General features: G+C 54.1%; 22 protein-coding genes and 1 riboswitch. Of the genes, 11 read left to right on the forward strand and 11 right to left on the reverse strand.

Annotated elements, in window-relative coordinates:
• Positions 1-45 precede the first annotated feature (45 nt).
• The 3 genes from manD (at position 46) to J1779_RS20160 (ending at position 3,696) form a co-directional block, all read left to right on the forward strand.
• A complete protein-coding gene (gene manD / locus J1779_RS20150; protein WP_056781191.1) occupies positions 46-1,260 on the forward strand; it encodes a D-mannonate dehydratase ManD in 1,215 nt (404 codons plus the stop codon).
• Positions 1,261-1,271: 11 nt separating this feature from the next.
• Positions 1,272-2,285, forward strand: a complete 1,014-nt coding sequence (locus J1779_RS20155; RefSeq protein ID WP_183847933.1) for a Zn-dependent oxidoreductase — start codon at positions 1,272-1,274, stop codon at positions 2,283-2,285.
• Positions 2,286-2,406: 121 nt separating this feature from the next.
• On the forward strand, positions 2,407-3,696 hold the full coding sequence (locus tag J1779_RS20160; protein WP_056781197.1) for an MFS transporter: 1,290 nt from the start codon (positions 2,407-2,409) through the stop codon (positions 3,694-3,696).
• A 71-nt stretch (positions 3,697-3,767) separates the two neighbouring features.
• On the opposite strand, the gene J1779_RS20165 is transcribed toward J1779_RS20160, so the two are convergent.
• A complete protein-coding gene (locus J1779_RS20165; protein WP_217204607.1) occupies positions 3,768-5,744 on the reverse strand; it encodes a glycoside hydrolase family 127 protein in 1,977 nt (658 codons plus the stop codon).
• Between the two features lie 25 nt (positions 5,745-5,769).
• On the reverse strand, positions 5,770-7,179 hold the full coding sequence (locus tag J1779_RS20170; protein WP_217204608.1) for an MFS transporter: 1,410 nt from the start codon (positions 7,177-7,179) through the stop codon (positions 5,770-5,772).
• A gap of 272 nt (positions 7,180-7,451) precedes the next feature.
• Between J1779_RS20170 and J1779_RS20175 the strand changes: the two genes are divergently transcribed.
• The gene (locus J1779_RS20175; protein WP_217204609.1) at positions 7,452-8,288 is read left to right on the forward strand and encodes an AraC family transcriptional regulator; all 837 of its coding nucleotides are present in this window, start codon (positions 7,452-7,454) and stop codon (positions 8,286-8,288) included.
• Between the two features lie 112 nt (positions 8,289-8,400).
• Complete coding sequence (locus J1779_RS20180) at positions 8,401-9,087, forward strand: GntR family transcriptional regulator (RefSeq protein WP_056781211.1); 687 nt, start codon at positions 8,401-8,403, stop codon at positions 9,085-9,087.
• A gap of 52 nt (positions 9,088-9,139) precedes the next feature.
• On the opposite strand, the gene J1779_RS20185 is transcribed toward J1779_RS20180, so the two are convergent.
• Both J1779_RS20185 and J1779_RS20190 read right to left on the reverse strand, forming a co-directional pair.
• Positions 9,140-9,340, reverse strand: a complete 201-nt coding sequence (locus J1779_RS20185; protein WP_122097430.1) for a hypothetical protein — start codon at positions 9,338-9,340, stop codon at positions 9,140-9,142.
• Positions 9,341-9,397: 57 nt separating this feature from the next.
• Positions 9,398-10,018, reverse strand: a complete 621-nt coding sequence (locus J1779_RS20190) for a hypothetical protein (RefSeq protein ID WP_217204610.1) — start codon at positions 10,016-10,018, stop codon at positions 9,398-9,400.
• A 237-nt stretch (positions 10,019-10,255) separates the two neighbouring features.
• Between J1779_RS20190 and J1779_RS20195 the strand changes: the two genes are divergently transcribed.
• Complete coding sequence (locus J1779_RS20195) at positions 10,256-11,104, forward strand: hypothetical protein (RefSeq protein WP_056781222.1); 849 nt, start codon at positions 10,256-10,258, stop codon at positions 11,102-11,104.
• 18 nt (positions 11,105-11,122) lie between these two features.
• On the opposite strand, the gene thiD is transcribed toward J1779_RS20195, so the two are convergent.
• The 5 genes from thiD to J1779_RS20220 all read right to left on the reverse strand — a co-directional run bounded on the left by thiD (position 11,123) and on the right by J1779_RS20220 (position 17,290).
• Positions 11,123-11,923 carry a bifunctional hydroxymethylpyrimidine kinase/phosphomethylpyrimidine kinase gene (thiD, locus tag J1779_RS20200; protein WP_136374766.1) on the reverse strand — a complete coding sequence of 267 codons (801 nt, stop codon included), beginning with the start codon at positions 11,921-11,923 and terminating at the stop codon, positions 11,123-11,125.
• A complete protein-coding gene (gene thiM, locus J1779_RS20205; protein ID WP_217204611.1) occupies positions 11,920-12,729 on the reverse strand; it encodes a hydroxyethylthiazole kinase in 810 nt (269 codons plus the stop codon). Before thiM ends, thiD begins: the two co-directional genes overlap by 4 nt.
• 34 nt (positions 12,730-12,763) lie before the next feature.
• Positions 12,764-12,865: riboswitch (TPP riboswitch) on the reverse strand.
• Between the two features lie 89 nt (positions 12,866-12,954).
• Positions 12,955-14,760, reverse strand: a complete 1,806-nt coding sequence (locus J1779_RS20210; RefSeq protein WP_217204612.1) for a carbon starvation CstA family protein — start codon at positions 14,758-14,760, stop codon at positions 12,955-12,957.
• A gap of 129 nt (positions 14,761-14,889) precedes the next feature.
• Positions 14,890-15,609 carry a two-component system response regulator BtsR gene (gene btsR, locus J1779_RS20215; protein WP_217204613.1) on the reverse strand — a complete coding sequence of 240 codons (720 nt, stop codon included), beginning with the start codon at positions 15,607-15,609 and terminating at the stop codon, positions 14,890-14,892.
• The gene (locus tag J1779_RS20220; RefSeq protein ID WP_217204614.1) at positions 15,587-17,290 is read right to left on the reverse strand and encodes a sensor histidine kinase; all 1,704 of its coding nucleotides are present in this window, start codon (positions 17,288-17,290) and stop codon (positions 15,587-15,589) included. The genes btsR and J1779_RS20220 overlap by 23 nt, the downstream gene beginning before the upstream one ends.
• A gap of 77 nt (positions 17,291-17,367) precedes the next feature.
• Here J1779_RS20220 and J1779_RS20225 point away from each other — a divergent pair, with 77 nt between their 5' ends.
• The 4 genes from J1779_RS20225 (at position 17,368) to J1779_RS20240 (ending at position 19,333) form a co-directional block, all read left to right on the forward strand.
• Positions 17,368-17,805 (forward strand): GNAT family N-acetyltransferase, encoded by a 438-nt coding sequence (locus J1779_RS20225; RefSeq protein WP_217204615.1) that lies wholly within the window; start codon positions 17,368-17,370, stop codon positions 17,803-17,805.
• A gap of 139 nt (positions 17,806-17,944) precedes the next feature.
• Positions 17,945-18,604, forward strand: coding sequence for a DUF3313 domain-containing protein (locus J1779_RS20230; protein ID WP_122097422.1), 660 nt, complete (start codon positions 17,945-17,947; stop codon positions 18,602-18,604).
• A gap of 136 nt (positions 18,605-18,740) precedes the next feature.
• Positions 18,741-19,004 carry a type II toxin-antitoxin system HicA family toxin gene (locus J1779_RS20235; protein WP_122097421.1) on the forward strand — a complete coding sequence of 88 codons (264 nt, stop codon included), beginning with the start codon at positions 18,741-18,743 and terminating at the stop codon, positions 19,002-19,004.
• Positions 19,001-19,333, forward strand: coding sequence for a type II toxin-antitoxin system HicB family antitoxin (locus J1779_RS20240; RefSeq protein ID WP_122097420.1), 333 nt, complete (start codon positions 19,001-19,003; stop codon positions 19,331-19,333). Before J1779_RS20235 ends, J1779_RS20240 begins: the two co-directional genes overlap by 4 nt.
• Before the next feature lie 273 nt (positions 19,334-19,606).
• Here the strand turns inward: J1779_RS20240 and guaA are convergent, their stop codons facing one another.
• Both guaA and guaB read right to left on the reverse strand, forming a co-directional pair.
• Positions 19,607-21,184 (reverse strand): glutamine-hydrolyzing GMP synthase, encoded by a 1,578-nt coding sequence (guaA, locus tag J1779_RS20245; protein WP_056781247.1) that lies wholly within the window; start codon positions 21,182-21,184, stop codon positions 19,607-19,609.
• A 104-nt stretch (positions 21,185-21,288) separates the two neighbouring features.
• The gene (gene guaB, locus J1779_RS20250) at positions 21,289-22,755 is read right to left on the reverse strand and encodes an IMP dehydrogenase (RefSeq protein WP_136374760.1); all 1,467 of its coding nucleotides are present in this window, start codon (positions 22,753-22,755) and stop codon (positions 21,289-21,291) included.
• Positions 22,756-22,923: 168 nt separating this feature from the next.
• Here guaB and xseA point away from each other — a divergent pair, with 168 nt between their 5' ends.
• Positions 22,924-24,297 (forward strand): exodeoxyribonuclease VII large subunit, encoded by a 1,374-nt coding sequence (xseA, locus tag J1779_RS20255; protein ID WP_136374759.1) that lies wholly within the window; start codon positions 22,924-22,926, stop codon positions 24,295-24,297.
• The last annotated feature ends 15 nt before the right edge of the window (positions 24,298-24,312 follow it).

Below are 24,312 nucleotides of genomic sequence, written 5' to 3' on the forward strand. Positions count from 1 at the left end.
AGCCAAAGAAAATGCATCTTACTTTACTGCAGAAGGTCATAACCGATGAAAATCGTGAATGCTGAAGTCTTTGTTACTTGTCCGGGGCGCAACTTTGTTACGTTGAAGATCACTACCGACAGCGGGCTGACCGGGATCGGTGATGCCACGCTGAATGGCCGCGAACTGCCGGTGGCGTCCTACCTGAAAGATCATGTTTGTCCGCAACTGATCGGGCGTGACGCGCATCAGATCGAGGATATCTGGCAGTTCTTCTACAAAGGCGCGTACTGGCGTCGTGGCCCGGTCACTATGTCGGCGATTTCCGCCGTGGACACCGCGCTGTGGGACATCAAGGCCAAAGCCGCCAATATGCCGCTGTATCAACTGCTCGGTGGCGCATCGCGCACCGGCGTCATGGTTTACTGCCACACCACCGGCCATTCGGTGGATGAAGTGCTTGATGACTACGCTAAACACAAAGAGCTGGGCTTCAAGGCGATCCGCGCGCAATGCGGCGTACCGGGCATGAAAACCACTTACGGCATGGCGAAAGGCAAAGGGCTGGCCTACGAACCGGCCACCAAAGGCAACTGGCCGGAAGAACAGCTGTGGTCAACGGAGAAATACCTCGATTTCACACCAAAACTGTTTGAAGCCGTGCGTAACAAATTCGGCTTCGACGAACACCTGCTGCACGACATGCACCACCGCCTGACGCCAATCGAAGCGGCGCGCTTTGGTAAAAGCATTGAAGACTATCGTCTGTTCTGGATGGAAGATCCGACCCCGGCGGAAAATCAGGAATGCTTCCGTTTGATCCGCCAGCATACGGTGACGCCAATCGCGGTAGGGGAAGTGTTCAACAGCATCTGGGATTGCAAACAGCTGATCGAAGAGCAACTGATCGACTATATCCGCACCACCATTACCCACGCGGGCGGCATCACCGGCATGCGCCGCATTGCTGATTTCGCCTCGCTGTATCAGGTGCGTACCGGCTCGCACGGCCCTTCCGACCTCTCACCCGTTTGTATGGCGGCGGCGCTGCACTTCGACCTGTGGGTGCCAAACTTTGGCGTGCAGGAATATATGGGTTACTCCGAGCAAATGCTGGAAGTCTTCCCGCATAACTGGACGTTCGATAACGGCTACATGCACCCTGGCGAAAAACCGGGTCTGGGCATTGAGTTCGACGAAAAGCTGGCAGCGAAATATCCGTATGAACCGGCCTATCTGCCGGTAGCCCGTCTGGAAGACGGTACGTTGTGGAACTGGTAAGGGAGCGAATAATGAACAGTGTCGTTATACAAGAACCAGGAAAACTGGTGATCGAGCAACGTGCCTTGCCGGTACCTGCCGCCGGTGAGGTACGAGTTCGGGTCAGTTACGCAGGGATTTGCGGTTCGGATGTGCACATTTATCACGGGCATAATCCGTTCGCAAAATACCCACGGGTGATCGGCCATGAGTTCTTCGGGCACATCGACAGCGTCGGAGAAGGCGTAGACACCTCGCGTATCGGCGAGCGCGTGGTCGTTGATCCGGTGGTCAGCTGCGGCCATTGTTATCCCTGCTCCATTGGCCGCCCGAACGTGTGCACCGAGTTGCAGGTGATCGGCGTCCACCGTGACGGGGGTTTCAGTGATTATGCCTGCGCACCGGCGAAAAATGCCTACGTGGTGCCTGCGGCCATTCCGGACAAACTCGCCAGCATGGTCGAACCCTTTACTATCGCGGCCAATATCACCGCCTTTCTCAAACCGACACCGCAGGATACCGCGCTGGTGTACGGTGCCGGTCCGATGGGGCTGACGGTGATTCAGGTACTGAAAGGCGTCTACGGCGTGCAGAAAGTGATTGTCACCGATCGCATTGAAGAACGTCTTCAGATGGCACAGGAAAGTGGCGCAGACTGGACCATCAACAATGCCGAACGCAGCGTAGCCGACGTGCTCGCCGCAGAAGGTGTGCGCCCGACGCTCATCGTGGATGCCGCCTGCCATCCGGCGATTTTGCAGGAAGCCATTCTGCTGGCGTCTCCGGCAGCACGCATCGGCATGATGGGTTTCTCCGGCGAGCCGAGTTCGGTGACGCAGCAAAGTATTACCAGCAAAGAGATTTCGTTGTTCTCTTCACGCCTGAACAGCCACCGGTTCCCGCAGGTGATTGAATGGATTGAGCAAGGGAAGATCGCGCCCGAAAAGCTGGTGACGCACTGGATGCCTGCCAGCGAAGTCGAAGCCGCGCTGACGCTGTTTGAGAAAGATCAGCGTTCATGCTGCAAGGTTCTGCTGGCATTCTGATCACGAAGATATCTGACGATTTGGCTTTAACGGGAGGAGAATTCAATCCTCCCGTCTGTTGTACCTCATATTCTACTTATAAAAACGCAACACTATTAAAACAACACTACGTGGAGCATCTATGTTTAAGAATCTACGCTGGATAATCGTATTCCTGCTGTTTATGGTTTACATGATCAATTATCTCGACCGCGTTGCGCTGTCGATCACGGTCCCGATGATAGAAAAAGAACTGGCCATCAATCCTGAACAGTTCGGCATGATATTTGGCAGCTTCTTCTTTGGTTACGCGATATTTAACTTCCTTGGCGGTCTGGCTGTCGATAAATTTGGCCCGACCATCGTCATGGGGTTAGCCGTCGGGTTATGGTCACTATTTTGTGGCATGACCGCTATCGCCACCGGTTTTTATTCCATGCTGATTCTGCGGGTATTATTTGGCATGGCCGAAGGCCCGATCTGTGCCTCGGCAAATAAGATGATCAACGGCTGGTTCCCGAAGAAAAAGGCGGCGACCGCCATGGGTCTGCTCAGCGCCGGTTCGCCGCTCGGCGGCGCTGTGGCCGGGCCTATTGTCGGGTATCTGGCAATCTCCTTTGGCTGGCGTCCGGCGTTTATGGTCATTGCCGCGATTGGTATTGTGTGGATGGTGATCTGGTTCTTTACGGTGGCCGATAATCCGCTGAAAAGTAAGCGCGTGTCCCAGGAAGAATTGCGTTTAATTGATGCAATGAAGAATGAAAATATCAGCGAAGAGGAAGATCTGGCGCAGGCTGCGCATGGGCTGGGGTATTATTTAAAACAACCGATTATTCTGGTCACTGCCTTTGCATTCTTCTGCTACAACTATATTTTGTTCTTCTTCCTCAGCTGGTTCCCGGCTTATCTGGTGCAGGCGCATGGCCTGAATATTAAAGAGATGAGCCTGACAACGGTTATTCCGTGGATTGTCGGCTTCGTCGGACTGGCACTGGGCGGTTATATTTCAGATAAGATTTTCAATATTACCGGCCGCTTATTGCTGTCGCGTAAAATTATATTGGTGGTCAGCCTGTTAGCCGCTGCCATTTGCGTCGCCCTCGCCGGTATCGTCACCAGCGTGGTGCCTGCGGTAGTGCTGATGTCAGTGTCTATTTTCTTCCTGTATACCACCGGGGCAATTTACTGGGCGATTATTCAGGACGTGGTACATAAATCCCGCGTCGGGGGCACCAGCGGATTCATCCATCTGGTCGGCAGCATCTCCGGCATCATCGGGCCTGTGGTCACCGGGTTTATTGTCCAGAATACCGGTCGTTTTGACAGCGCCTTTATTCTCGCAGGCGGCGTCGCCGCGCTGGGGGCAATTCTGGTGTTCTTCGTGATCAAACCGCCTAAACAGTCCGCCGAGACAACACTCTCTCACAGCTAAATCAGTAAAAGGTTATTCAAAACCCGGCCACCTGCGCCGGGTTTATTTTTTGGAGGCTGGCTCAGCCTTTTCTACACTTCATCAATCCACACCCGCATCTCCCCTTCCCCACGGTTCGCCCAGGCAAAATACGGCACAAAGGTCATGGTTTGCGGCAAAGTTGCTTCCTTTGGCGGATTGTAGCGGTACAACGGCTGCTGCCCGGCCTGTACCGACGGGCGTCGCTCGCCCTGCGTTTGCAGCAATGTTTTACCCGCGAACAGTCCGCTGCCTGAAATCAGGCGGAACGGCGCATCGTGCGGCAAACGAATGTTATGCAGTTCACTGCCGTTATCCGCCTGTTCCAGGCAATACACCAGTGGCCCGCGCTGCACGGCGACTTTTCCGGCGACGTGGCGCAACAGTGCGTTACCTTTCACGCGGGTGACCGGCATCGGTAAGATCATTTCAATGCGATCGCCTTTCTGCCATTCCCTGGTCAGACGCAAATATCCGCGCTGCGTCAGGCTGGTCAGTTCAAGCGGATGACCATTGATGGTGACCTGCGGGCTGGCGCACCAGTCTGGTAAACGCAGCGCCAGCGTGGCTTCCAGCGGTTCGCCGGTATCAACGTCAATCGTTACGTTTTCAGCCCACGGATAGCCGCCGGATTGTTTCAGCCGCAGCGGTTTTCCGCCGATTTCCGCCTCCACATCGCTGCCGATATACAGATTGATATCCACGCCGTCCGGGCGCCGGGTATAAATGTAATGGCCGAGTGACGCCAGCAGCCGCGCGATATTGGGCGGGCAGCAGGCGCAGCCGAACCAGCGCTGACGCACCGGTTTTACGTGATCATAAATATGGTTGAACGGGATGCTTTTCGGGTGCACTTCCAGCGGATTCACATAGAAGAAATGTTTACCGTCGAGCGCCATACCGGCCAGCACGGTGTTGTAAAGCGCACGTTCCATCACGTCGCTGTAACGGCTGTCGGCCTCCATCTGCAACATGCGGTTGGCAAACATCATCAGGCCAATCGAGGCGCAGGTTTCGGTATAGGCGGTATCATTGGGTAAATCGTAATCCGATGAAAACGCTTCGCCGCTGCTTTGCGAACCAATCGCCCCAGTGATGTACATCTGCTTTTGCGTCATGTTTTCCCATAAGCGCTGACAGGTTTCGCGTTTTTCCTGATCCTGACTCAGCCTCGCCAGGTGCGCGACACCGGCGTACAGATAAACGAATCGCACCGCATGGCCGACCGCCGTGGTCTGTAGTGCTATCGGTAAATGCGCCTGCGTGTAGGCTTTATCTTTAACCATCCACGCCGGGCCGTAGTTATTCCAGTGCGATGTTTTGCCGCGTTTTTCATATTCGATATCGTAAAAATGCGGCTGCGCTCCGCGCTGCTCAACGAAATACCGTGTCAGTTCGAGATAACGGGTTTCGGCGGTTTGTTCATACAAACGCATCAGCGCCAGTTCAATTTCAGGGTGACCGGGATAGCCGTGTAATTGCTTTTCGCCCGGCCCGAAGACGTCGGCAATGTGATCAGCCAGTTTGCAGACGATCTCCAGCAAACGGTTTTTTCCCGTAGCCTGCGCATAAGCCACACCGGCTTCGATCAGATGTCCGGCGCAGTAAAGCTCGTGACATTCCGCCAGATTGGTCCAGCGGTGTTGCGGCTCTTTGACGGTGAAATAGGTGTTGAGATACCCGTCGGGCTGCTGCACCGCGCCCACCAGTTCGATCACCTGATCGGCGGTTTCCTCCAGCGCCGGGTCCGGGGTTTTCGCCAGCAAATAACCCACCGCTTCCAGCCATTTGGCGACGTCGCTGTCCTGAAAAACCATGCCGTAAAACTCACCGTCACTTTGCCCGGCGGCAATGCGGAAGTTTTCTATCGCGTGGCTCGGTTCGGCATCGGCGACCTCATCATTGAGCGCCTTCCACTGATACGGCACCACCACATCTTTCACCAGACGCTGATACTCCCGCCAGAACGCGTCGGAGACATTCACCTTGTGCAAAGGCACTTCTAAAGATTCAACCGGAGAAAAAGACATACAACCTCCTGAACAGTTATCAACATTAAACGTTTGCCGCCAGCTCGCGGGACATGCGGGTCAGCAATGTGTTATTGAGCTTGCAGAACATCAGCGTCCCGGCCAGCAGTAAATGCATCGCCGCGGGCAACAGCGTTTCCAGCAGCGTGATCCCGCCAAGGGATGCCGCGGTCTGGTGCCCGGCACCGGCCTGATAAGACACCCAAATAAAGACCAGGCTGATGATCCCGGCGCTGGAGGCCCAGGCCAGTTTGATAAAGAAAAGATTGAAGGCGAAGTTCATGCCGGAAGAGCGGATACCGTTTTTCCAGTGTCCGTAGTCATCGGCAAACGCCATGATGGAAAAGTGCAGCGGCAGCGTGAAGCCGAGGATCACACAATGTACGAAGATAATGCCAAGCCACAGCGTCTGGAATTGTTCACCCACCGGCACAAACCACAACAGCAGGGAAAACACCGCCAGCACCAGATTGGTGATCAGGTAGAGACGCACGCTGTCGATAAATTTGGTCAGCTGATTGACGATGATCGCGCCGAGAATTGACGCCAGCGTCACCATGCCGAAGAACATCGACGCATACCCCGCACCGCCTTTGAGCACGTAGGTGATGAAATACATATAGCCGCCACCGCGCAGGTTGAACACGTTGATCAGCAGGAATGACATGAGGAGAACCAGCAACAACTGATCGTTTTTCAGCATTCCGCGGATGTGCTCTTTAATGCTGAACTGCCCCAGCAGCGCCAGCGGCAGACGCTCGCGAACCGTGAAGAAGCACCACAGGAACATCACCACCGCCACCGCGCACAGCAAGCCGACGCCCTGCTGATACCCCCGCGCAGCATCACCTTTGCCGAAGAGTTGCACCAGCCACGGCAGCCCGACGGAAACCATAAATCCGGCCACACCGCACAAAACAAAGCGCCATGACTGGCAGGAAATCACCTCCCGGTGATCGGTGGTCATGGTGTTAATCAGCGCGCAATACGGCACGTTGATGGCCGTGTATGACACCGAAAGCAGGAAGTAAGTGAAGAAGGCGTACGCGATTTTGGCATCACCGCTCAGGCCGGGCACCGTGAAGGTGAGAAAACCGACTACGCCAATCGGCAGCGCTATCCACAACTGCCATGGACGAAAGCGCCCCCAGCGGCTTTGGGTGCGGTCAGCCAGAATGCCCATCAGCGGATCGGAAATCGCATCAATCACCCGCAGGGAAATAAACAATGTGCCGACAATCGCCGGCGTCAGCCCGAAGACATCGGTATAAAAGAAGGTCAGAAAACTGGTGATCAGACAGGTTATTATCGTGCCACCGGCATCACCTAATCCGTAACCGATTTTCTCACTGACGGAGAGTTTAGCGTTAACAGAAATTATTTTTCCCTCAACGCTTACCGGCGCAGAACCGGTATTAACTGAATCTGTTGGCATTATTTTTCCTCGCTTTTATATCGTTATTTATAAGCTGTAGGAACACAATGAATAAGGCTGATTTTTCGCATCAGCCCTGAGATGAAATAAGGTACGCCATAAATCTGGCATAGAGATCTCATGCCAACAAGAGGAGGATAAAGTAGTTAAACGGGACAATTCCGACTCACGAACAGAATCTGTGAAGCAGATCAAAACCTCTTTACGCCCGGCGGGTAGCGCGTGTTTCTTATGCTACTGTCAGTCTACACCTGCCTGATGAGCGCCTGAAAATGCCTGAAATACTTGCGTTTCCCGTTAATTACCCGGTAAAAGTGCAAAACGGTGGCCTGTTTATTTCAAGGGGAATTGGCACACATCCGACCCGACGCCTGAGTTCACACGAGTTAATTTATATTGTGCGGGGTTCGCTGTCTTTGCAGGAAGAAAATAACCGTTTTGATTTACACGCAGGCGAAAGTTTATTGTTATTTCCAGGGCGTGAACATAAAGGGATCACAACATTCGATCCCGATTTAAAATTTTACTGGCTGCATTTCGATATTGTGAAAGATAGCGCAATAATGAAAATACAACCAAACAGTCCCTCTTTACAGCTGAATATTCCACAGCACTGTAAAGTCAGAGACAGCGAAACCCTGTTAACGCTGTTCAGATTATTTTTATATGAACAGGAACGCGGGGGTAACTCTCTCGAGCTGTTTCTCATATTGCTGTTACAGGAAGTCTCGCGTGCCTGGCCGGAGAATGTCGAACCGGGCGGCCCCGGCGTGGCACTGGCTTATAAAGCCCGCCAGCTCATCACGACACAGTTTCATCTGCCGCTGGGGGCTTCGGAACTGGCGGAACGGCTGCACTGCAACGCGGATTATCTCGGACGGGTTTTCCGCCTGACTTTCCAGATGACGCTGACCGAAGCATTGCATAAACAACGTGTTGCCGCCGCCGAGAAACTGTTGCTGGCGAATACCGGCAATGTGGCGGATGTGGCCCGCCTCACCGGGTTTAATGACGTGGCGTATTTTCGACGAGTGTTTCGCAAACTGCTGGGGATCACGCCAGCGGCGTATAAAAAGCTCTATTGCCGTGAGCACATTAATTCGGATTAGCTTTGATGAAATAAGCCAAATATCTGTGAAAACCTTGCGCTAACAATCTCAAAATCCTGAGAAAACTCATGTTAGTATTATGGACTCCCGATTCTGAAGACAACTTTTGCCCATGACAGACGCCTTTGAATTTCTCAGCAATGTACCGGTTAATCAGCAGATTTACCGTACCTTGCGTCAGGACATCGTCACCTGCGCCATTGCGCCGGGGGCATTCCTGTCGGAGAAAGAGATTTCCACACGCTTTAACGTGTCCCGCCAGCCGGTGCGCGAAGCCTTTATCAAACTGGCGGAAGCAGGACTGGTGCAGGTACTGCCACAGCGCGGCACCTATGTGATGAAAATTTCCTCCAAACGGGTGGCTGACGGCCGTTTCATTCGTGAAGCCGTCGAAACCGCCGTGGTGCGCCGTGCGGCGATGGTTGCCACCGGGAAAGATCTGGCATTGCTGGAACACAATCTTGAACGCCAGACGCTGGCCGCCAAAAGCCAGCAAACGCAGGAATTCCTGCTGCTTGACGATGATTTCCACCGCACCATCGCGCAAATCATTGACTGCCGTCTGGCGTGGGAAACCGTCGAACACATCAAAGCCACCATGGACCGCGTGCGGTTCCTGACGCTCAGTAAAGTCTCCCCGCCGGAGAATCTGATTGCACAGCATTATGCGATTTTCGATGGTCTGAAAGCACATGACCCGGATGCTGCGGAAAAAGCCATCCGCATTCATTTGCAGGAAATGATTTCCACTATCACGCCCATTGCTGAACAGAACAGTGACTGGTTTGATGCCGAGTGAGTTTGTCTTCCCGCGTGGTAAAACGATGCCAGCGCGGGAGATGATTTTCACTTCAGGGCAATTTGTTCCAGTCTTTTGAAGGGCGGTAGCAGGCTTCTCGCGGGCCAAGCAGCACACCTCCCCCTTCAAAACCTTCAACATCTTTTTGACCTTCATATTTTTCATCGCAGGATCTTAAAAATCCGACAACGAGTTCCACTAGTTCTGTCTGCCGAGGCGTTAAATTAACCGGTTTTTCCTTGTCTCGCTTCATGTGCTGCTCCTGATAAGTCAGATAAAAATTCTCTGTCTGAAATGATGAATTCATTCTTCAAACGTTGATATTAAATAAATCCATATTTATATATTCACGTAATAAATAGTAAGTAGATTCGCACTCCATCTCTTGTGAAACTTGCGACAGGGGCGCTGCGGAGATATAAAAACGCATTACATCATCATTAACAACATCTTTAATTACAAATCTCGCCCTTTCTTTCTTTAATATACCCAGCTCATTAAGAACCTCAGCGTAAATCACCATAAGACAAAGGCTGTAATACAGCATATTCCTTTTCAAAGGATGCCCTGCTGTCTTGCGATAAAAATTCTCCAGTGCATTGAGCTCCAGTTCTTCTGATAAGCACCGGCACGAGGTTAACAGGAACGCGGCCCGCTCCTGCTGCAGGTTATTGAGACAAAACACATAAGCGGCCTGCTCCATACCTGAATTCTGCGGCTTATTTTTCCGATACGCGTTAAACAGCCATTTCCAGTTAAGCTGGTGTTTTTCAGGTTGTCGTAAATTACGCCTCGCCCGACGCTGCTGCCAGATAATATCACTGCGACGAATACACTTTATAATAAGAGAGAGTTCTAACTTACTGAAGACGGCATTCATTATTGTGACCGTCTCATTAATCACCCTTTCATGTAACGTCATCCTTTCCATTTTATTCCCACAGGTTGCATGTTATTTCGCAAGAATAATCCTCAATCCGGGAATAACAATCATGATGCGTTTTTTTTACGAGACGTCTCGTAAAATTTCATCAGACCCTGGGTCTGTAAGGCGAAGGTTTTCTTTCCATCCCGCTGTCTGCGGCGTTCAATTTTTGCGGGTTAGCGCCAAAATCTGTATGACAACTTAGTGTAAGCTGTAAACCACATCAATATCGTGGATACCTTTATGCCAGCCGCAGCCCCCCTGAAAAAAAGCTATTACAGTGCCGAACAGTCACTCTCCCTCGCCCAACTGGATGAAGAAAAGATCAGCCAGATTGCACGCGATCTGGACGTGGCCGAAAGCGAGAAAGAGCATTATCTCACCGGCTGGATGGGCCAGAACAGTGTGGTGCTGGTAAGAAATTATCAGGATAAACGTGGCACCGCGAACGGCCTGGTGATGTCGCGGGGTAACCGTTACAAACTGACCGTGCAGGCCATCACTTTTCGCATTCCCAAAGTGCTGCTGTGGGTGACTTTCCGCCGCACGCCGCGCACCATGACCGTCATTGCCTATAACAAACTGGGCGAACAGGCGACCGGCCTGCAACAGTTTATGCATGTGCAGGATCCTGAGCTGAAAGAGCGCCTCGAAAACGACTGGCGCGAGCTGAATGATTATCTTGGTATGGCCTGCTGGCAGATGGACAATAACCGCCCGTTATGGCGTCAGCTGCATGAAGAGATCACCCCGCAGGCACTGTGGCTGCTGGCGGATTCATCGTGGTTCAGCGGTAAAAAACTGCAAAAAGATGGCGAACTGGAAGGCCTGTGGCTGCATGAGCAGTTTATTGGCCGACGCAGCGGCGAACACGCGGCGCTGGTTCTTTCATGGAAAGATGAAGAGAATCAGGACATCGCCAGTTATCTGTATGAGCGGATTTCTGTCAGCCAGATCCGGGTGATGCTGCGTCCGCGTAAAGACGAGAAATTCTACCCGCTGAATCCGTTTGATGCCGTGCATTTACAGCGGGCGCTGATGATGTTTCATCAGGCAGAACAGGCGCTGGAAAAATCGCAGCGCAGCGCCTGACTGCCCTTCACTATCGTCTTACCACCAGCGATGGAAATGATGCACCGGCCCGATGCCCTGCCCGACATCCAGCGAGTCGGCCTGTATCAGCGCCTGTTGCAGATAGGCTTTGGCTTCGCGCACAGTGTCTGCCCAGCCGCTGTGGCGCGGGCGCAGTGCCGCCAGTGCGGCTGACAACGTACAGCCGGTGCCATGAGTATGGCGGGTGTTCACCCTCGGCGCAGTGAAACGCTCACGCGTATCCCGCATAAATAACCAGTCCGGACTCTCTTCGTCGCTAAGATGCCCTCCCTTCATCAACACCGCGCCACACCCCATCGCCAGTAAAGCTTCGCCCTGCTCACGCATTTCCGCTTCACTGGTGGCGATGGCGCATTCAAGCAAGGCTGCTGCTTCAGGCAGGTTTGGGGTGATGATCGAAACCTGAGGCAAAAGCAGCCGCCGCAACGCCTCGACCGCTTCCGGCTGCAATAAAGGATCGCCGCTTTTCGCCAGCATCACGGTATCGAGCACCACGAACGGCGGCTGATAATGGCCAAGCCGCTCCGCCACCGTTTCCACAATCTGACTGTTTGCCAGCATGCCAATTTTAGCGGTGTCGATCCGCACATCGCTGAGGACGGAATCAAGCTGCGCCGCCACAAACTCCGGTGAGATGTAACAGACCGACTGAACGCCGCGGGTATTTTGCGCCACCAGCGCCGTGATCACGCTGGTGCCATAAGCGGCGAGGGCGGAGAAAGTTTTTAAATCCGCCTGAATGCCCGCACCGCCGCTCGGGTCCGTTCCGGCAATGGTCAGCGCATTAATGCGTTTCATGACAGCCCTCCCCCGTTCAGCCATGTTTCGTTCAATAAATACAGATTATCGAGGAACGCTGGCGTAAAGCTGCCCGGCCCGTAGGCTGTCGCACAAGCCCGCTCACCGGCACATGACATGACGCGACACGCCGCCGCGACGTTGTCCAGCCGGTCGCCCGGTAATGCCGAAAATGCCGCCACCACGGCAGATAATGCACAGCCGGTACCGACCACGCGGGTCATCATCGGATGCCCACCCGGCACAGCCCAATTGCGTTTGCCGTCGGTGATGTAATCCGTTTCGCCGGTCACAGCCACTATCGCCCCGGTTTGCTGCGCCAGTTGCTGTGCGGCAGGCAGAGCGGAAAGCGAATCGTCGCCGCTGTCAACGCCGCGGCCTGACGCGCTCAGGCCACTGAGGGCACGGATTTCAGACGCATTGCCACGAATGGCGGCGGGTTTTAACGGCAGGATATTGAGGCAAAATTCGGTTCGCCAGCTCAGGCCACCGACCGCGACGGGATCTAACACCCAGGGTTTCCCGGCCTGATTGGCGGCATGAATCGCCGCCAGCATCGCGTTAGCGTGGGGATGTGTGAGCGTGCCGACGTTCACCAGTAAGGCATCGGCAATGGCGCTGAACTGCGCCGCTTCATCGGGATCGACCACCATCGCCGGAGAGGCACCCAGCGCCAGCAGGACATTGGCAGTAAAAGATTGCACCACATCGTTGGTCAGGCAATGGACCAGCGGTGAGGCATGGCGGAGTTGATGTAAAGAACCGGCGGCAGTAGCACCGGGAAATACGGAAGGTCGGACGTTCATAAGTCTCCCAACCGGCTTTCAGGAAGGCGGCATCGGGAGAGATACCTGACTTCCCTACGCTGGCATAATCCAGATCAGGTAATACGGGTAAAATCTCAGCCGTTCTTTTGCAAGCACGGCACCCCGAGTCAAGGGAGCATTATTGGTGTGGACGGCGGGAAGATCAATCAGCAATTGATACAAAAAAGCCCTGTCCATTGACAGGGCTGATGAAACAACCGCGATTTACAGCGTAGCCGGCACGTCGCCAGTCGTGCCTTCGCTGCGCGCCTGCCACAACGTTATCCAGCGCAGAACAGATGCCACCATAATCACCGCGCCGAGGGCGACCATGATGATTGAGATGGTGCCGTTGAACAGGTTGAAACCTTTGGCCGCAGAATTGAAATACACATGAGCGACCATCCAGTACGCCGCATAGTTGACCGTGACATAGAGATAGGCCAGCGGGATCAGGCAGGTCAGCATGTAGCGGCGTTTGTCCGCCAGACGCAAGATAATGGTCGCGCCGATCATCAGGCCAATCGAGGCCATCAGCTGGTTTGAAACGCCAAACAGCGCCCAGACGGAGTTGATGTCGCCCGAGTTAAGAAGGTATCCCCACAGCAGGCAGGCGACGATGCTGCACGCCACTGCGCCCGGCCACCAGTCAGTACGTTTGAGCGGCGCCCACAGATCGCCGAAGAAATCCTGTAACAGATAGCGCGCCACGCGGGTCCCGGAATCCACGGCCGTCAGAATAAATACCGCCTCGAACATCACCACAAACTGGAAGAAGTACGAAGACAAATGGCTGAACCACGGGATGCGGGTAAAGATATCCGCCATGCCGACTGCCAGCGTCACAGCCCCGCCGGTACGGCCACTGAGATCCAGACCAATTTCCTGGCTGAGTGTTGGCAGATTCACCACCTGCATCCCCAGACCGGCAAAAACCTCGGGCGCCGAGTTGATCGCAAAGTAATCCGCCGGATGCAGCGCGGTCGCGGCAATCAGCGCCATCACGCCGACCACGCATTCCGCCAACATCGCACCAAAACCGACCGGTAAGATGTCGCTCCATTTATCGATTTGCTTCGGCGTCGTGCCGGAACCGATAAATGCGTGGAAGCCGGAGATCGCGCCACAGGCGATAGTGATTGAGATAAACGGCCAGACCGGCCCGGCCAGCACAGGGCCGCCACCGTGGATAAACGGTGTGATCGCCGGAAACTGGATCTCAGGGTTAATGAATACTACCCCGACAATGAGCGCCCCGAACACGCCGATTTTCATGAAGCTGGAGAGATAACCGCGCGGTGTCAGCAACATCCACACCGGCAATGCGGTCGCGAAGAATGCATAGACCGGCAACACCAGGCTGACCGTCGAAGCACGCAGGCTCAGCCATTCCCCAAACGCCGAGGCCTGAATGTACGGCCCGATCACCACGCAGGCCATGATGGCAATAATCCCCACCCACGAAGCGGCTTTCATACTGCCGGTCAGACGTTCCCACAGGCCAACGCAAATCGCCACCGGGATGGTCATGAAGACGGCAAACGTCCCCCACGGATTACGCTCAAGAGCGTGGACAACCACCATCGATAAACCGGCCATGGTGATCGTGATGATGAACAACATCGCCAGCCCCGTGCACCAGCCTGCCACCGGGCCAAGCTCTCGCTTAGCGACCTCGGATAACGATTTCCCTCTGTGTTTCATGGAGGCAAACAGCACGACGGTATCATGCACCGCGCCGCCGACCACACAGCCGATCAGCAGCCATAACATGCCGGGCAGATAACCGTATTGCGCAGCCAGCACCGGGCCGACCAGTGGCCCCGCCGCCGCGATAGCCGCGAAGTGGCTGCCAAAGTTCACCCATTTTTTGGTCGGGACGTAGTCTTTCCCGTCTTCCAGTAAATGCGAAGGAGTGACCTGAGCATCATCGGCTTTCAGCACTTTACGGACGAAAAACACCCCGTAAAGCCGGTAACAGATTGTCAGAATACACAAAGTCGCGATGACAAAAGTCAGTGCGTGTTGCATCTTGTTGTTCTCCGGATAAGGAATAATCCGGCGCAACGTAACAAAGTGCCGATGAAAGCGCTCCGGCTATTGGCGTGAGCGGCGTAATAGTGATTTAAACGGTTAAAACGCCAGAGTGAACGGTGCGGGTTACAGGCCCAGCCGGGACTTCAGGGCTCTCAGGTAGCGACGACTGACCGGCACCCGTACCTCATTTTTCATCACCAGCTCTGCCAGCCCGCAGTCATCAAAACGGATTTCGCGCAGATGCTGCATATTAATCAAATACTGCCGGTGGCAACGCAGCAACGGCGTGCGACTTTCCAGCGTGCGCAGCGTCAGCTCTGTAAAGCATTCACTGCCGTCGGCGCGGTTCACGAATACCCCGCTGACCCGTGAGCTGACAAAAATCACCTCATCTGTGGAGAGCAGATAAATACGGTTCTGCCCGCAGCAGGGGATCAGGGCCAGATCCGGCTCCCCCGCCATCAGCGCACTGACATTTTGCGCAGGAAGATGCTGTCGCAGGCGATGAAGGGTTTTCTCCAGCCGTGAGGCCTGAACCGGTTTGAGCAGATAATCGAACGCATTCTCTTCGAACGCCTGCAGCGCATACTCATCGTATGCGGTGAGAAAGACGATATGAGGCATGCGCTCGGGGTCGATCATACCGACCAGTTCCAGACCGCTGATGCGCGGCATGTGTATATCCAGAAACACCACGTCAGGTCGCAGCCGGTTGATCGCGCCAAGGGCTTCCACCGCATTTTCACATTCGCCGGCCACGATGACGTCAGCGACCGGCTGCAACAGCACGCACAGGTTTTCACGCGCAAGCGGCTCGTCATCAACAATCAATATTTTCAGCATGTCGGCTCCTGGCTGGCAAACGTAAAATGACGCGGGTGAACCGTTCCGGCTCGCATTCAACCTGTAACCCGAACTCGTCGCCGTAACGCCCACGCAGTCGGCGATCGACCAGGCTCATCCCAAGCCCGTTACCGTTCGCCGACGGCGCGTACAGCCCGGCGTTATCTTCCACGGTGAGCACCAGACACTCTCCCTGCCCGATGGCAGAAAGACGAAGCTGCCCGATACCAAGCAACTGCGATGTCCCGTGTTTGATGGCGTTTTCCACCAGCGGTTGCAGGGTAAAAGCGGGTAAACACAGCTGTTGCAGCGCCTCGGGGAAATCAAAGGTGACATTCAGACGGTCACTGAACCGCGCTCGTTCGATATGCAGATAGGCTTGCACATGCTCGATTTCGTCGGCCAGCGTCACCACTTCCTGCGGGCGTTTGAGGTTTTTGCGAAAAAATGTAGAAAGATGCTGCACCAGTTCACTGGCCTGCTGGCTGTCGCGACGGATCACCGCCACCAGGGTATTCAGCGCGTTAAATAAAAAGTGAGGGTTCACCTGCGCGTGCAGCAGTTTAATTTCCGACTGGATCAGCAACTGTTTGTGCCGTTCGTACTGTCCGGCGAGGATCTGCGCCGACAGCAGGCTGGCGATGCCTTCGCCCAGCGTACGGTTGATCGAACTGAACAGCCGGTTGCGCGCTTCATACAGTTTGATCGTGCCGATCACTTCCTGATTTTCACCGCGCAGCGGGATCACCAGCGTCGAGCCCAGCTTACACGACGGGCTTTGCGTGCACTGATAGGCCACTTCATTGCCGTCGGCATAAACCACTTCGTTATGTTCGATGGCGCGGTGCGAATGTTCGGACAATATCGGCGATCCCGGCAAATGGTGATCGTCGCCGATCCCGACAAACGCCAACAGCTTCTCACGATCGGTAATCGCCACCGCGCCGATATCCAGCTCCTGATGAATGATCTGCGCCACCCGTGCAGTATTCTCCTGATTAAACCCCTGACGCAGCACACCTTCGGTACAGGCGGCGATATTGAGCGCGCGGGCGCTGAACGCCGTGGTGTAACGTTCAAACATCGCCCGCCGGTCGAGCAGAATGCGCATGAACATGGCCGCGCCGATGGTATTGGTCACCATCATCGGCGTGGCGATGCTTTTGACCAGCCGCAGCGCTTCGTCAAAAGGACGCGCAACCATCAAAATTATCGCCATTTGCAGCACTTCGGCAAACAGCGTGACGCCCGCGACGGTCAGCGGATTAAACAGCCGGTCAATACGTCCCCGTCGCATCAGCACACGATGCACTATGCCGCCGAGCAATCCCTCGATAACCGTCGAAATCATGCAACTCAGCGCTGTCATGCCCCCCAGCGAATACCGGTGTAACCCGCCCGTCAGACCGACCAGAACACCAACGACCGGCCCGCCGAGTAAACCGCCCAGCACCGCGCCGATAGCCCGGGTATTGGCGATTGAATCCTGAATATGCAGACCAAAATAAGTGCCCATAATGCAGAACATCGAGAACATGAAATAACACAGCAATTTGTGCGGAAGCCGCACGGTAACGTGCATCAGCGGGATAAACAGAGGGGTTTTGCTGAGTAAATACGCAATGACTAAATAGACGCACATTTGCTGCAACAGCAACAAAACCAAATTGAACTCATACATAGTCGCTGGCAGTATCGTTAAGTGAGTTGCGTACCATACGCACAAATAACCCTACAGTCTTTGAGGAGTCTCACTCTTTGGTATCACCACTTCGCATCCGGGCTTACGAAGAAGCCGATCGTCCTTTTTTACGCACGCTGTATCTGGCCGCACGCAAAGATACCTGGACGTGGCTGACAGAGGCTGACTACAAGCTGGAAGATTTTGACCGTGCGGTGATCGGCGAGACGATACTTGTCGCGGAGCGCGATGGGCATTTACTCGGGTTCGCCTCGATTTTTACCCAGGAAAACTTTCTGCATAACCTGTTTATCGACCCGCAATTTCAGGGGACCGGCGCCGGCAGCGCCTTACTTCGCGCCGCTGAAAAAACCTTTACCCGCACCGGTTCGCTGAAATGTTTGGTAAAGAGTCAAAAATCGGTCGCATTTTATTTATCAAAAGGCTGGGACATCGTCGCCACGGGGGATAGCCCTAAAGGCGAGTACTATCTCTTTCATTCACCAAATAAATGAGACGAGCGTGATCAATCATGCGCTCCTCTCACAAATATCAATACTCTGTTCTTCATCAATTTTTCTTTGTTGTTAAGAGGTTAAATTCCCCAGCGGTGCTATACATACTTTGTCTTCCTTAAAAATTTCGAGGGTTCGAATGAAAAAAATAAAGCTGCTGCAGATTGCTCTTGTGACCGGTACGATGTTTTTAGCGGGCTGTACAAGCCATGTTACGCAGACTGAAAAATTCTCAGGCTTCCTGGGGGATTATTCGGGCCTCAAGGAAGTGAAAACTGCCTCAGGAAATCCGGTTCTGCGCTGGATCGATCCTTCGTTTAAGAAAGAGAATTACTCCTACATTAAATACGAACCGATTAAATTCTATCCTGAGCCTCAGCCTACTGAGCAAATCAGCAAAGAGACACTTCAGGGGGCTCTGGATTATGCCAACAGCCGCATGAAAACTGCGCTGTCTGAGCGTCTGCCGCTGACCGATCATGCGGGGCCACGTACTTTGATCTTCAAAGGTGCCATTACCGGTGTGAATACTTCGGCTGAAGGTTTGCAGTTCTATGAAGTTATTCCGGTGGCGCTGGTGATTGCAGGTACCGAAACGGCGACCGGCCATCGTACCCGTGATACCGAAGTGTACTTTGAAGGCGAGCTGATCGATGCCAGCACCGGTAAAGCGGTGATAAAAGTTGTTCGTAAAGGATTCGGTAAACAGGTTTCTAACGATAAACAAAAAGTGACGGCAAACGATCTGAAAAGCGTCGTCGACAGCATGGCGAACGACACCCGGTTGTTCAACGAATAACGCCCACATGTGGCATGACAACAAGGCGGCCTGAGGGCTGCCTTTTTTGTTTTATTTTTTTCGACTTTCATTTTTGATATCAAATAGTGATATCATAAAAATTTGGCGGCAATCACTTTCGAAGGATCGATAAATTATGAAGATGCTAAATGCCGCACACCTGAAAACGTTACATCTTATTTTTGCCTTACCCACCCCCTCAACGCTCGAATGGCGAAAAATAGAGGTTTTATTTATCGCTTTGGGAGCCAAAGTCAGTGAAGGCAAAGGTTCGCGGGTACGCTTTGAAATTAATCAGGTTGTTGCTTCATTTCACCGGCCACACCCGGAAAAAGAAGCGAAAATTTATCAGGTACGGGATGCCAGAACATTCCTTGAAGCGACAGGAGTAAAACCATGAGTACCATGACCTATCAGGGATATGCAGCCAGGATAGAATATAGCGACGAGGATCAGTGTCTGATCGGGCACATCGCGGGTATTCAGGACGTAATAGGTTTCCATGCAGATAACGTCTCAGACCTCAGGGCTGTTTTTGAAGAAGCCGTTGACGACTATCTCAGTTATTGTGCTGAGCAAGGTCGCGCTCCTCAACGTCCCGCAAGCGGTAAAATCAGCCTGAGGATTCAGCCTGAAGTCCATGCTGCTATCAATATTGCAGCAGAGATCTCCGGTAAAAGTGTCAATCAATGGATTAACGATATGTTGATTCAGGCAGTTCACGGTTAAAAAAATGTACCCGGAATGAGGCAGCCCGTTGGTTGCCTCATTTCAAATTGATTGCGCGATAATTTTCCGCGCACTCAATCTCCTGGCACCCATGCCGCAGTTCCGCCGTTATCCGCGCCTGACGCTCAACTCAGACACCGCGCCAGAGAAGAATGGGTTTGGGGCGCACAGAAAATAAAACTCTGAGAGGATTTCACACATAAAAAAACGCCAGCGGATCTTGCGATCGCACTGGCGTTTTTACGGGTTTCAGGCTTCAGCTTTTGCTAAAACTTATTCCCACTCAATCGTTGCCGGTGGTTTACCCGAGATGTCGTAAACAACGCGGGAAATGCCGTCAACTTCGTTGATGATGCGGTTGGAGCAGCGGCCGAGGAAATCGTACGGCAGGTGCGCCCAGTGCGCGGTCATGAAGTCGATGGTTTCCACTGCGCGCAGGGAAACGACCCAGTCGTATTTACGGCCATCGCCCATCACGCCAACGGAGCGGACTGGCAGGAAGACGGTGAAGGCCTGGCTGACTTTGTTGTACAGATCGGCTTTGTGCAGTTCTTCGATGAAGATAGCATCGGCGCGGCGCAACAGGTCGCAGTACTCTTTCTTCACTTCGCCCAGCACGCGAACGCCCAGACCCGGCCCCGGGAACGGGTGACGGAAAAGCATGTCGTATGGCAGGCCGAGTTCCAGACCGATTTTACGCACTTCGTCTTTGAACAGCTCTTTCAGCGGCTCAACCAGACCCAGTTTCATTTCTTTTGGCAGGCCGCCCACGTTGTGGTGGGATTTGATCACGTGCGCTTTGCCGGTGGCAGAGGCCGCAGATTCGATCACGTCAGGGTAGATCGTGCCCTGCGCCAGCCATTTCACCGCATCCTGCTTGCAGGCTTCTTCATCGAACACTTCAACAAAGACGCGGCCAATGATTTTACGTTTGGCTTCAGGTTCATCAACGCCTGCCAGCGCAGACAGGAAACGCTCTTCGGCAGCGACGTGAACGATGTTCAGGCCGAAACGGTCGCCGAACATTTCCAGAACCTGATCGGCTTCGTTAAGACGCAGCAGGCCGTTATCCACAAATACGCAGGTCAGACGGTCGCCAATCGCGCGGTGCAGCAGCATCGCGGTCACGGAGGAGTCCACGCCACCGGACAGGCCGAGGATCACGTGATCGTCGCCAATCTGCACGCGCAGACGCTCAACCGCGTCTTCGATGATTTTCGCTGGTGTCCACAGGGCTTCGCACTCGCAGATGTCCATGATGAAACGTTCGAGCATACGCAGGCCCTGACGGGTGTGCGTCACTTCCGGGTGGAACTGCACACCGTAGAAGCGTTTTTCTTCGTTCGCCATAATGGCAAACGGGCAAGTCTCGGTGCTGGCAACGGTCACGAAACCGGACGGGATGGCCGTCACTTTGTCGCCGTGGCTCATCCAGACGTCGAGCAGCGGTTTGTTGTTCTCGCTCAGGGCGTCCTGAATGTCGCGGATCAACGCGCTTTCAGTCTGAACTTCAACCTGCGCGTAACCAAATTCGCGCTCGTTAGAGCCTTCAACATGGCCGCCTAACTGCATTGCCATGGTTTGCATGCCGTAGCAGACGCCCAGAACCGGCACACCGGCTTCGAAGACGTAATCAGGGGCGCGCGGGCTGTCATGCTCGGTGGTACTTTCCGGGCCGCCGGACAGGATGATCCCGTTCGGGTTGAATTCGCGGATTTGGGCTTCGGTTACGTCCCAGGCCCAGAGTTCGCAATAGACACCCAGTTCACGCACGCGGCGCGCAACAAGTTGGGTGTACTGGGAGCCGAAATCGAGGATCAGGATACGGTGCTTGTGAATATTTTCGCTCATGAGGGGGCGTTTTCCAGAAAGCAATAAAAGCGTTAAAACAACAGGTTAAATTTTCTGACAATCTTAAAAGCAGACAGCGAGCCTTAAGCTCGCTGTCTTTCGGGTCAGGAACCCATGCGGTAGTTCGGTGACTCTTTGGTAATGGTCACGTCATGTACGTGGCTTTCCTGGATCCCTGCACCGCTGATGCGGACAAACTCAGCCTTGGTGCGCAGGTCGTCGATGGTAGCACAACCGGTCAGCCCCATACAGGAGCGCAGACCGCCCATTTGCTGGTGGATGATTTCTTTCAGACGGCCTTTATAGGCCACGCGACCTTCGATACCTTCCGGTACCAGTTTGTCAGCGGCGTTGTCCGTCTGGAAGTAACGGTCAGAGGAGCCTTTGGACATCGCGCCCAGAGAACCCATACCACGGTAAGATTTGTATGAACGGCCCTGATACAGCTCGATTTCGCCCGGCGATTCTTCGGTCCCTGCCAGCATCCCGCCAACCATCACGCAGCTTGCGCCAGCCGCGATAGCTTTAGCGATGTCGCCGGAGAAGCGGATACCGCCGTCAGCGATAACCGGAATGCCTGTGCCTTCCAGCGCTTCAACCGCGTCAGAAACGGCGGTGATTTGCGGAACACCCACGCCGGTCACGATACGGGTAGTACAGATGGAGCCAGGACCGATACCGACTTTCACCGCGCTCACGCCCGCTTTCGCCAGTGCCAGAGCACCTGCGCCAGTTGCGACGTTACCGCCAATGATTTGCAGATCCGGGTATTTAGCACGGGTTGCGCGGATACGTTCCAGAACGCCTTCGGAGTGGCCGTGAGAGGAGTCAATCAGCAGAACGTCAACACCGGCGGCGACCAGCGCATCGATACGCTCTTCGTTGCCCGCACCTGCGCCAACCGCAGCACCGACGCGCAGGCTGCCCTGCTCATCTTTACAGGCGTTCGGTTTACGTTCGGCTTTCTGGAAGTCTTTTACGGTGATCATACCGAGCAGATGGAATTGCGCGTCAACCACCAGCGCTTTCTCTACGCGTTTTTCGTGCATTTTTTGCAGCACGACTTCGCGGGCTTCGCCTTCTTTGACGGTGACCAGACGCTCTTTCGGCGTCATGACTGCCGTGACAGGCTGTTCCAGATCGGTCACGAAGCGCACGTCACGACCGGTAATAATACCGACCAGTTCGTTTTCTTCCGTCACGACCGGATAACCGGCAAAACCGTTAATTTCAGTGAGTGCTTTAACCTGACGCAGAGTGGTCGAAGGTGTGACGGTTTTAGGGTCAGCAACAACGCCGCTTTCATGCTTCTTCACGCGACGGACTTCTTCCGCCTGACGCTCAATAGACATGTTCTTGTGGATGAATCCGAGGCCGCCTTCCTGCGCCAGAGCAATCGCCAGATTCGCTTCAGTCACGGTATCCATGGCTGCGGACAGCATAGGGATATTCAGACGGATTTTAGCGGTCAGTTGAGTACCGAGATCGGCAGTATTGGGCAGAACTGTGGAGTGGGCTGGAACAAGGAGAACGTCGTCGAACGTTAGTGCTTCTTTTGCGATACGTAGCATGGGCAATATCTCACCAAGGTGGATGCGGAAAAGATAAAATATTGCAGCGGGAGTATACAGGTGAGTAGGCATTCCGACCAGAACTATTTCAAAAAATTCTTGATTACCTTTTGCGGGCATGTAGTATCGTTCGATTAAGTCTCTGTTTTTGAATTTGATCTGGATCACATGTCACTACCTTCTTCGCCTCCTATTTTTACCGTAAGCCGCCTGAATCAGACGGTCCGACAGTTGCTGGAAAACGAAATGGGTCAGGTCTGGCTCTCCGGTGAGATTTCAAACTTCTCTCAGCCGTCCTCCGGCCACTGGTATTTCACGCTCAAAGATGACCGCGCTCAGGTCAAATGCGCGATGTTTCGCAACACCAATCGCCGCACGACGTTTCGCCCGCAAAACGGTCAGCAGGTTCTGGTCCGCGCGACCATAACCTTGTACGAACCGCGCGGCGATTATCAGCTGATTGCCGAAAGCATGCAGGAAGCGGGTGACGGTCTGTTGCAGCAGAAATTCGATCTGCTGAAACAGCAACTGGCCGCCGAAGGTCTGTTTGATGCGCAGTTTAAACAGCCGCTGCCCTCGCCTGCCAAATGCGTCGGTGTGATCACGTCCGCCAGCGGTGCTGCGCTGCATGACGTCTTACATGTCTTAAAGCGTCGTGACCCGTCATTACCCGTCATTATCTATCCGACCTCCGTTCAGGGCGTGGATGCGCCAGGGCAAATCGTCCGTGCCATTCAGCTGGCGAATGCCCGTGAAGAAGTGGATGTCCTGATTGTCGGGCGCGGCGGCGGTTCGCTGGAAGATTTGTGGAGCTTTAATGATGAGCGTGTGGCACGGGCGATTTTCGCCAGCCGCATTCCGATCGTCAGCGCCGTCGGCCACGAAACCGATGTCACCATTGCCGATTTTGTCGCTGATTTACGCGCGCCGACGCCATCTGCCGCCGCCGAACTGATCAGCCGCAACCAGCTGGAATTGCTGCGACAGATCCAGTCACAGCAGCAGCGCCTTGAAATGGCGATGGATTATTATCTCGCGCAGCTCACTCAGCGTTTCACGCGTCTGAATCATCGTCTGCAACAACAGCATCCGCATTTACGTCTGGCGCGCCAGCAAACGGCACTGTTCAAACTGCGCCGCCGTCTTGATGAAGCCATGCAAAACCAGTTGCGCCAGATGCTGCGCCGCACCGACCGTTTACAGCAACGCCTGACACAGCAGCAGCCGCAACCGCGTATTCACCGCGCCCAGCAACGGGTCCAGCAATTACAGTACCGCTTGCAGCAGGCGATGTCCGCACAACTGGGCGAACATCGCGAGCGCTTCGGCAAGGCCTGTGCACAACTGGAGGGCGTCAGCCCGCTGGCAACGCTGGCGCGCGGTTATAGCGTGACCACCACGCCACAAGGCGCGTTACTCAAGAAAACCACCCAGACCGCACCGGGCGATACGCTAAAAACACGTCTGGCCGATGGCTGGATTGAAAGTGAAGTGAAATCGATTGTGGTGGAGAAGAAGGCGCGGAAACGGGCGGTCAAATAAACGTGGGGTTTAACA

This window comes from Rahnella rivi, assembly GCF_019049655.1.
GTDB lineage: Bacteria > Pseudomonadota > Gammaproteobacteria > Enterobacterales > Enterobacteriaceae > Rahnella > Rahnella rivi.

Coding starts and splice junctions, on each gene's coding strand:
- J1779_RS20170 (WP_217204608.1), bottom strand. CDS start 7,179: ATGCCAACAGATTCAGTTAATACCGGTTCTGCGCCGGTAAGCGTTGAG.
- btsR (WP_217204613.1), bottom strand. CDS start 15,609: ATGCTGAAAATATTGATTGTTGATGACGAGCCGCTTGCGCGTGAAAAC.
- J1779_RS20210 (WP_217204612.1), bottom strand. CDS start 14,760: ATGCAACACGCACTGACTTTTGTCATCGCGACTTTGTGTATTCTGACA.
- thiM (WP_217204611.1), bottom strand. CDS start 12,729: ATGAACGTCCGACCTTCCGTATTTCCCGGTGCTACTGCCGCCGGTTCT.
- J1779_RS20165 (WP_217204607.1), bottom strand. CDS start 5,744: ATGTCTTTTTCTCCGGTTGAATCTTTAGAAGTGCCTTTGCACAAGGTG.
- J1779_RS20235 (WP_122097421.1), top strand. CDS start 18,741: ATGAAGATGCTAAATGCCGCACACCTGAAAACGTTACATCTTATTTTT.
- thiD (WP_136374766.1), bottom strand. CDS start 11,923: ATGAAACGCATTAATGCGCTGACCATTGCCGGAACGGACCCGAGCGGC.
- J1779_RS20220 (WP_217204614.1), bottom strand. CDS start 17,290: ATGTATGAGTTCAATTTGGTTTTGTTGCTGTTGCAGCAAATGTGCGTC.
- J1779_RS20155 (WP_183847933.1), top strand. CDS start 1,272: ATGAACAGTGTCGTTATACAAGAACCAGGAAAACTGGTGATCGAGCAA.
- guaA (WP_056781247.1), bottom strand. CDS start 21,184: ATGAGCGAAAATATTCACAAGCACCGTATCCTGATCCTCGATTTCGGC.
- manD (WP_056781191.1), top strand. CDS start 46: ATGAAAATCGTGAATGCTGAAGTCTTTGTTACTTGTCCGGGGCGCAAC.
- J1779_RS20190 (WP_217204610.1), bottom strand. CDS start 10,018: ATGGAAAGGATGACGTTACATGAAAGGGTGATTAATGAGACGGTCACA.
- J1779_RS20240 (WP_122097420.1), top strand. CDS start 19,001: ATGAGTACCATGACCTATCAGGGATATGCAGCCAGGATAGAATATAGC.
- J1779_RS20175 (WP_217204609.1), top strand. CDS start 7,452: ATGCCTGAAATACTTGCGTTTCCCGTTAATTACCCGGTAAAAGTGCAA.
- xseA (WP_136374759.1), top strand. CDS start 22,924: ATGTCACTACCTTCTTCGCCTCCTATTTTTACCGTAAGCCGCCTGAAT.
- J1779_RS20160 (WP_056781197.1), top strand. CDS start 2,407: ATGTTTAAGAATCTACGCTGGATAATCGTATTCCTGCTGTTTATGGTT.
- J1779_RS20185 (WP_122097430.1), bottom strand. CDS start 9,340: ATGAAGCGAGACAAGGAAAAACCGGTTAATTTAACGCCTCGGCAGACA.
- J1779_RS20230 (WP_122097422.1), top strand. CDS start 17,945: ATGAAAAAAATAAAGCTGCTGCAGATTGCTCTTGTGACCGGTACGATG.
- J1779_RS20195 (WP_056781222.1), top strand. CDS start 10,256: ATGCCAGCCGCAGCCCCCCTGAAAAAAAGCTATTACAGTGCCGAACAG.
- J1779_RS20180 (WP_056781211.1), top strand. CDS start 8,401: ATGACAGACGCCTTTGAATTTCTCAGCAATGTACCGGTTAATCAGCAG.
- guaB (WP_136374760.1), bottom strand. CDS start 22,755: ATGCTACGTATCGCAAAAGAAGCACTAACGTTCGACGACGTTCTCCTT.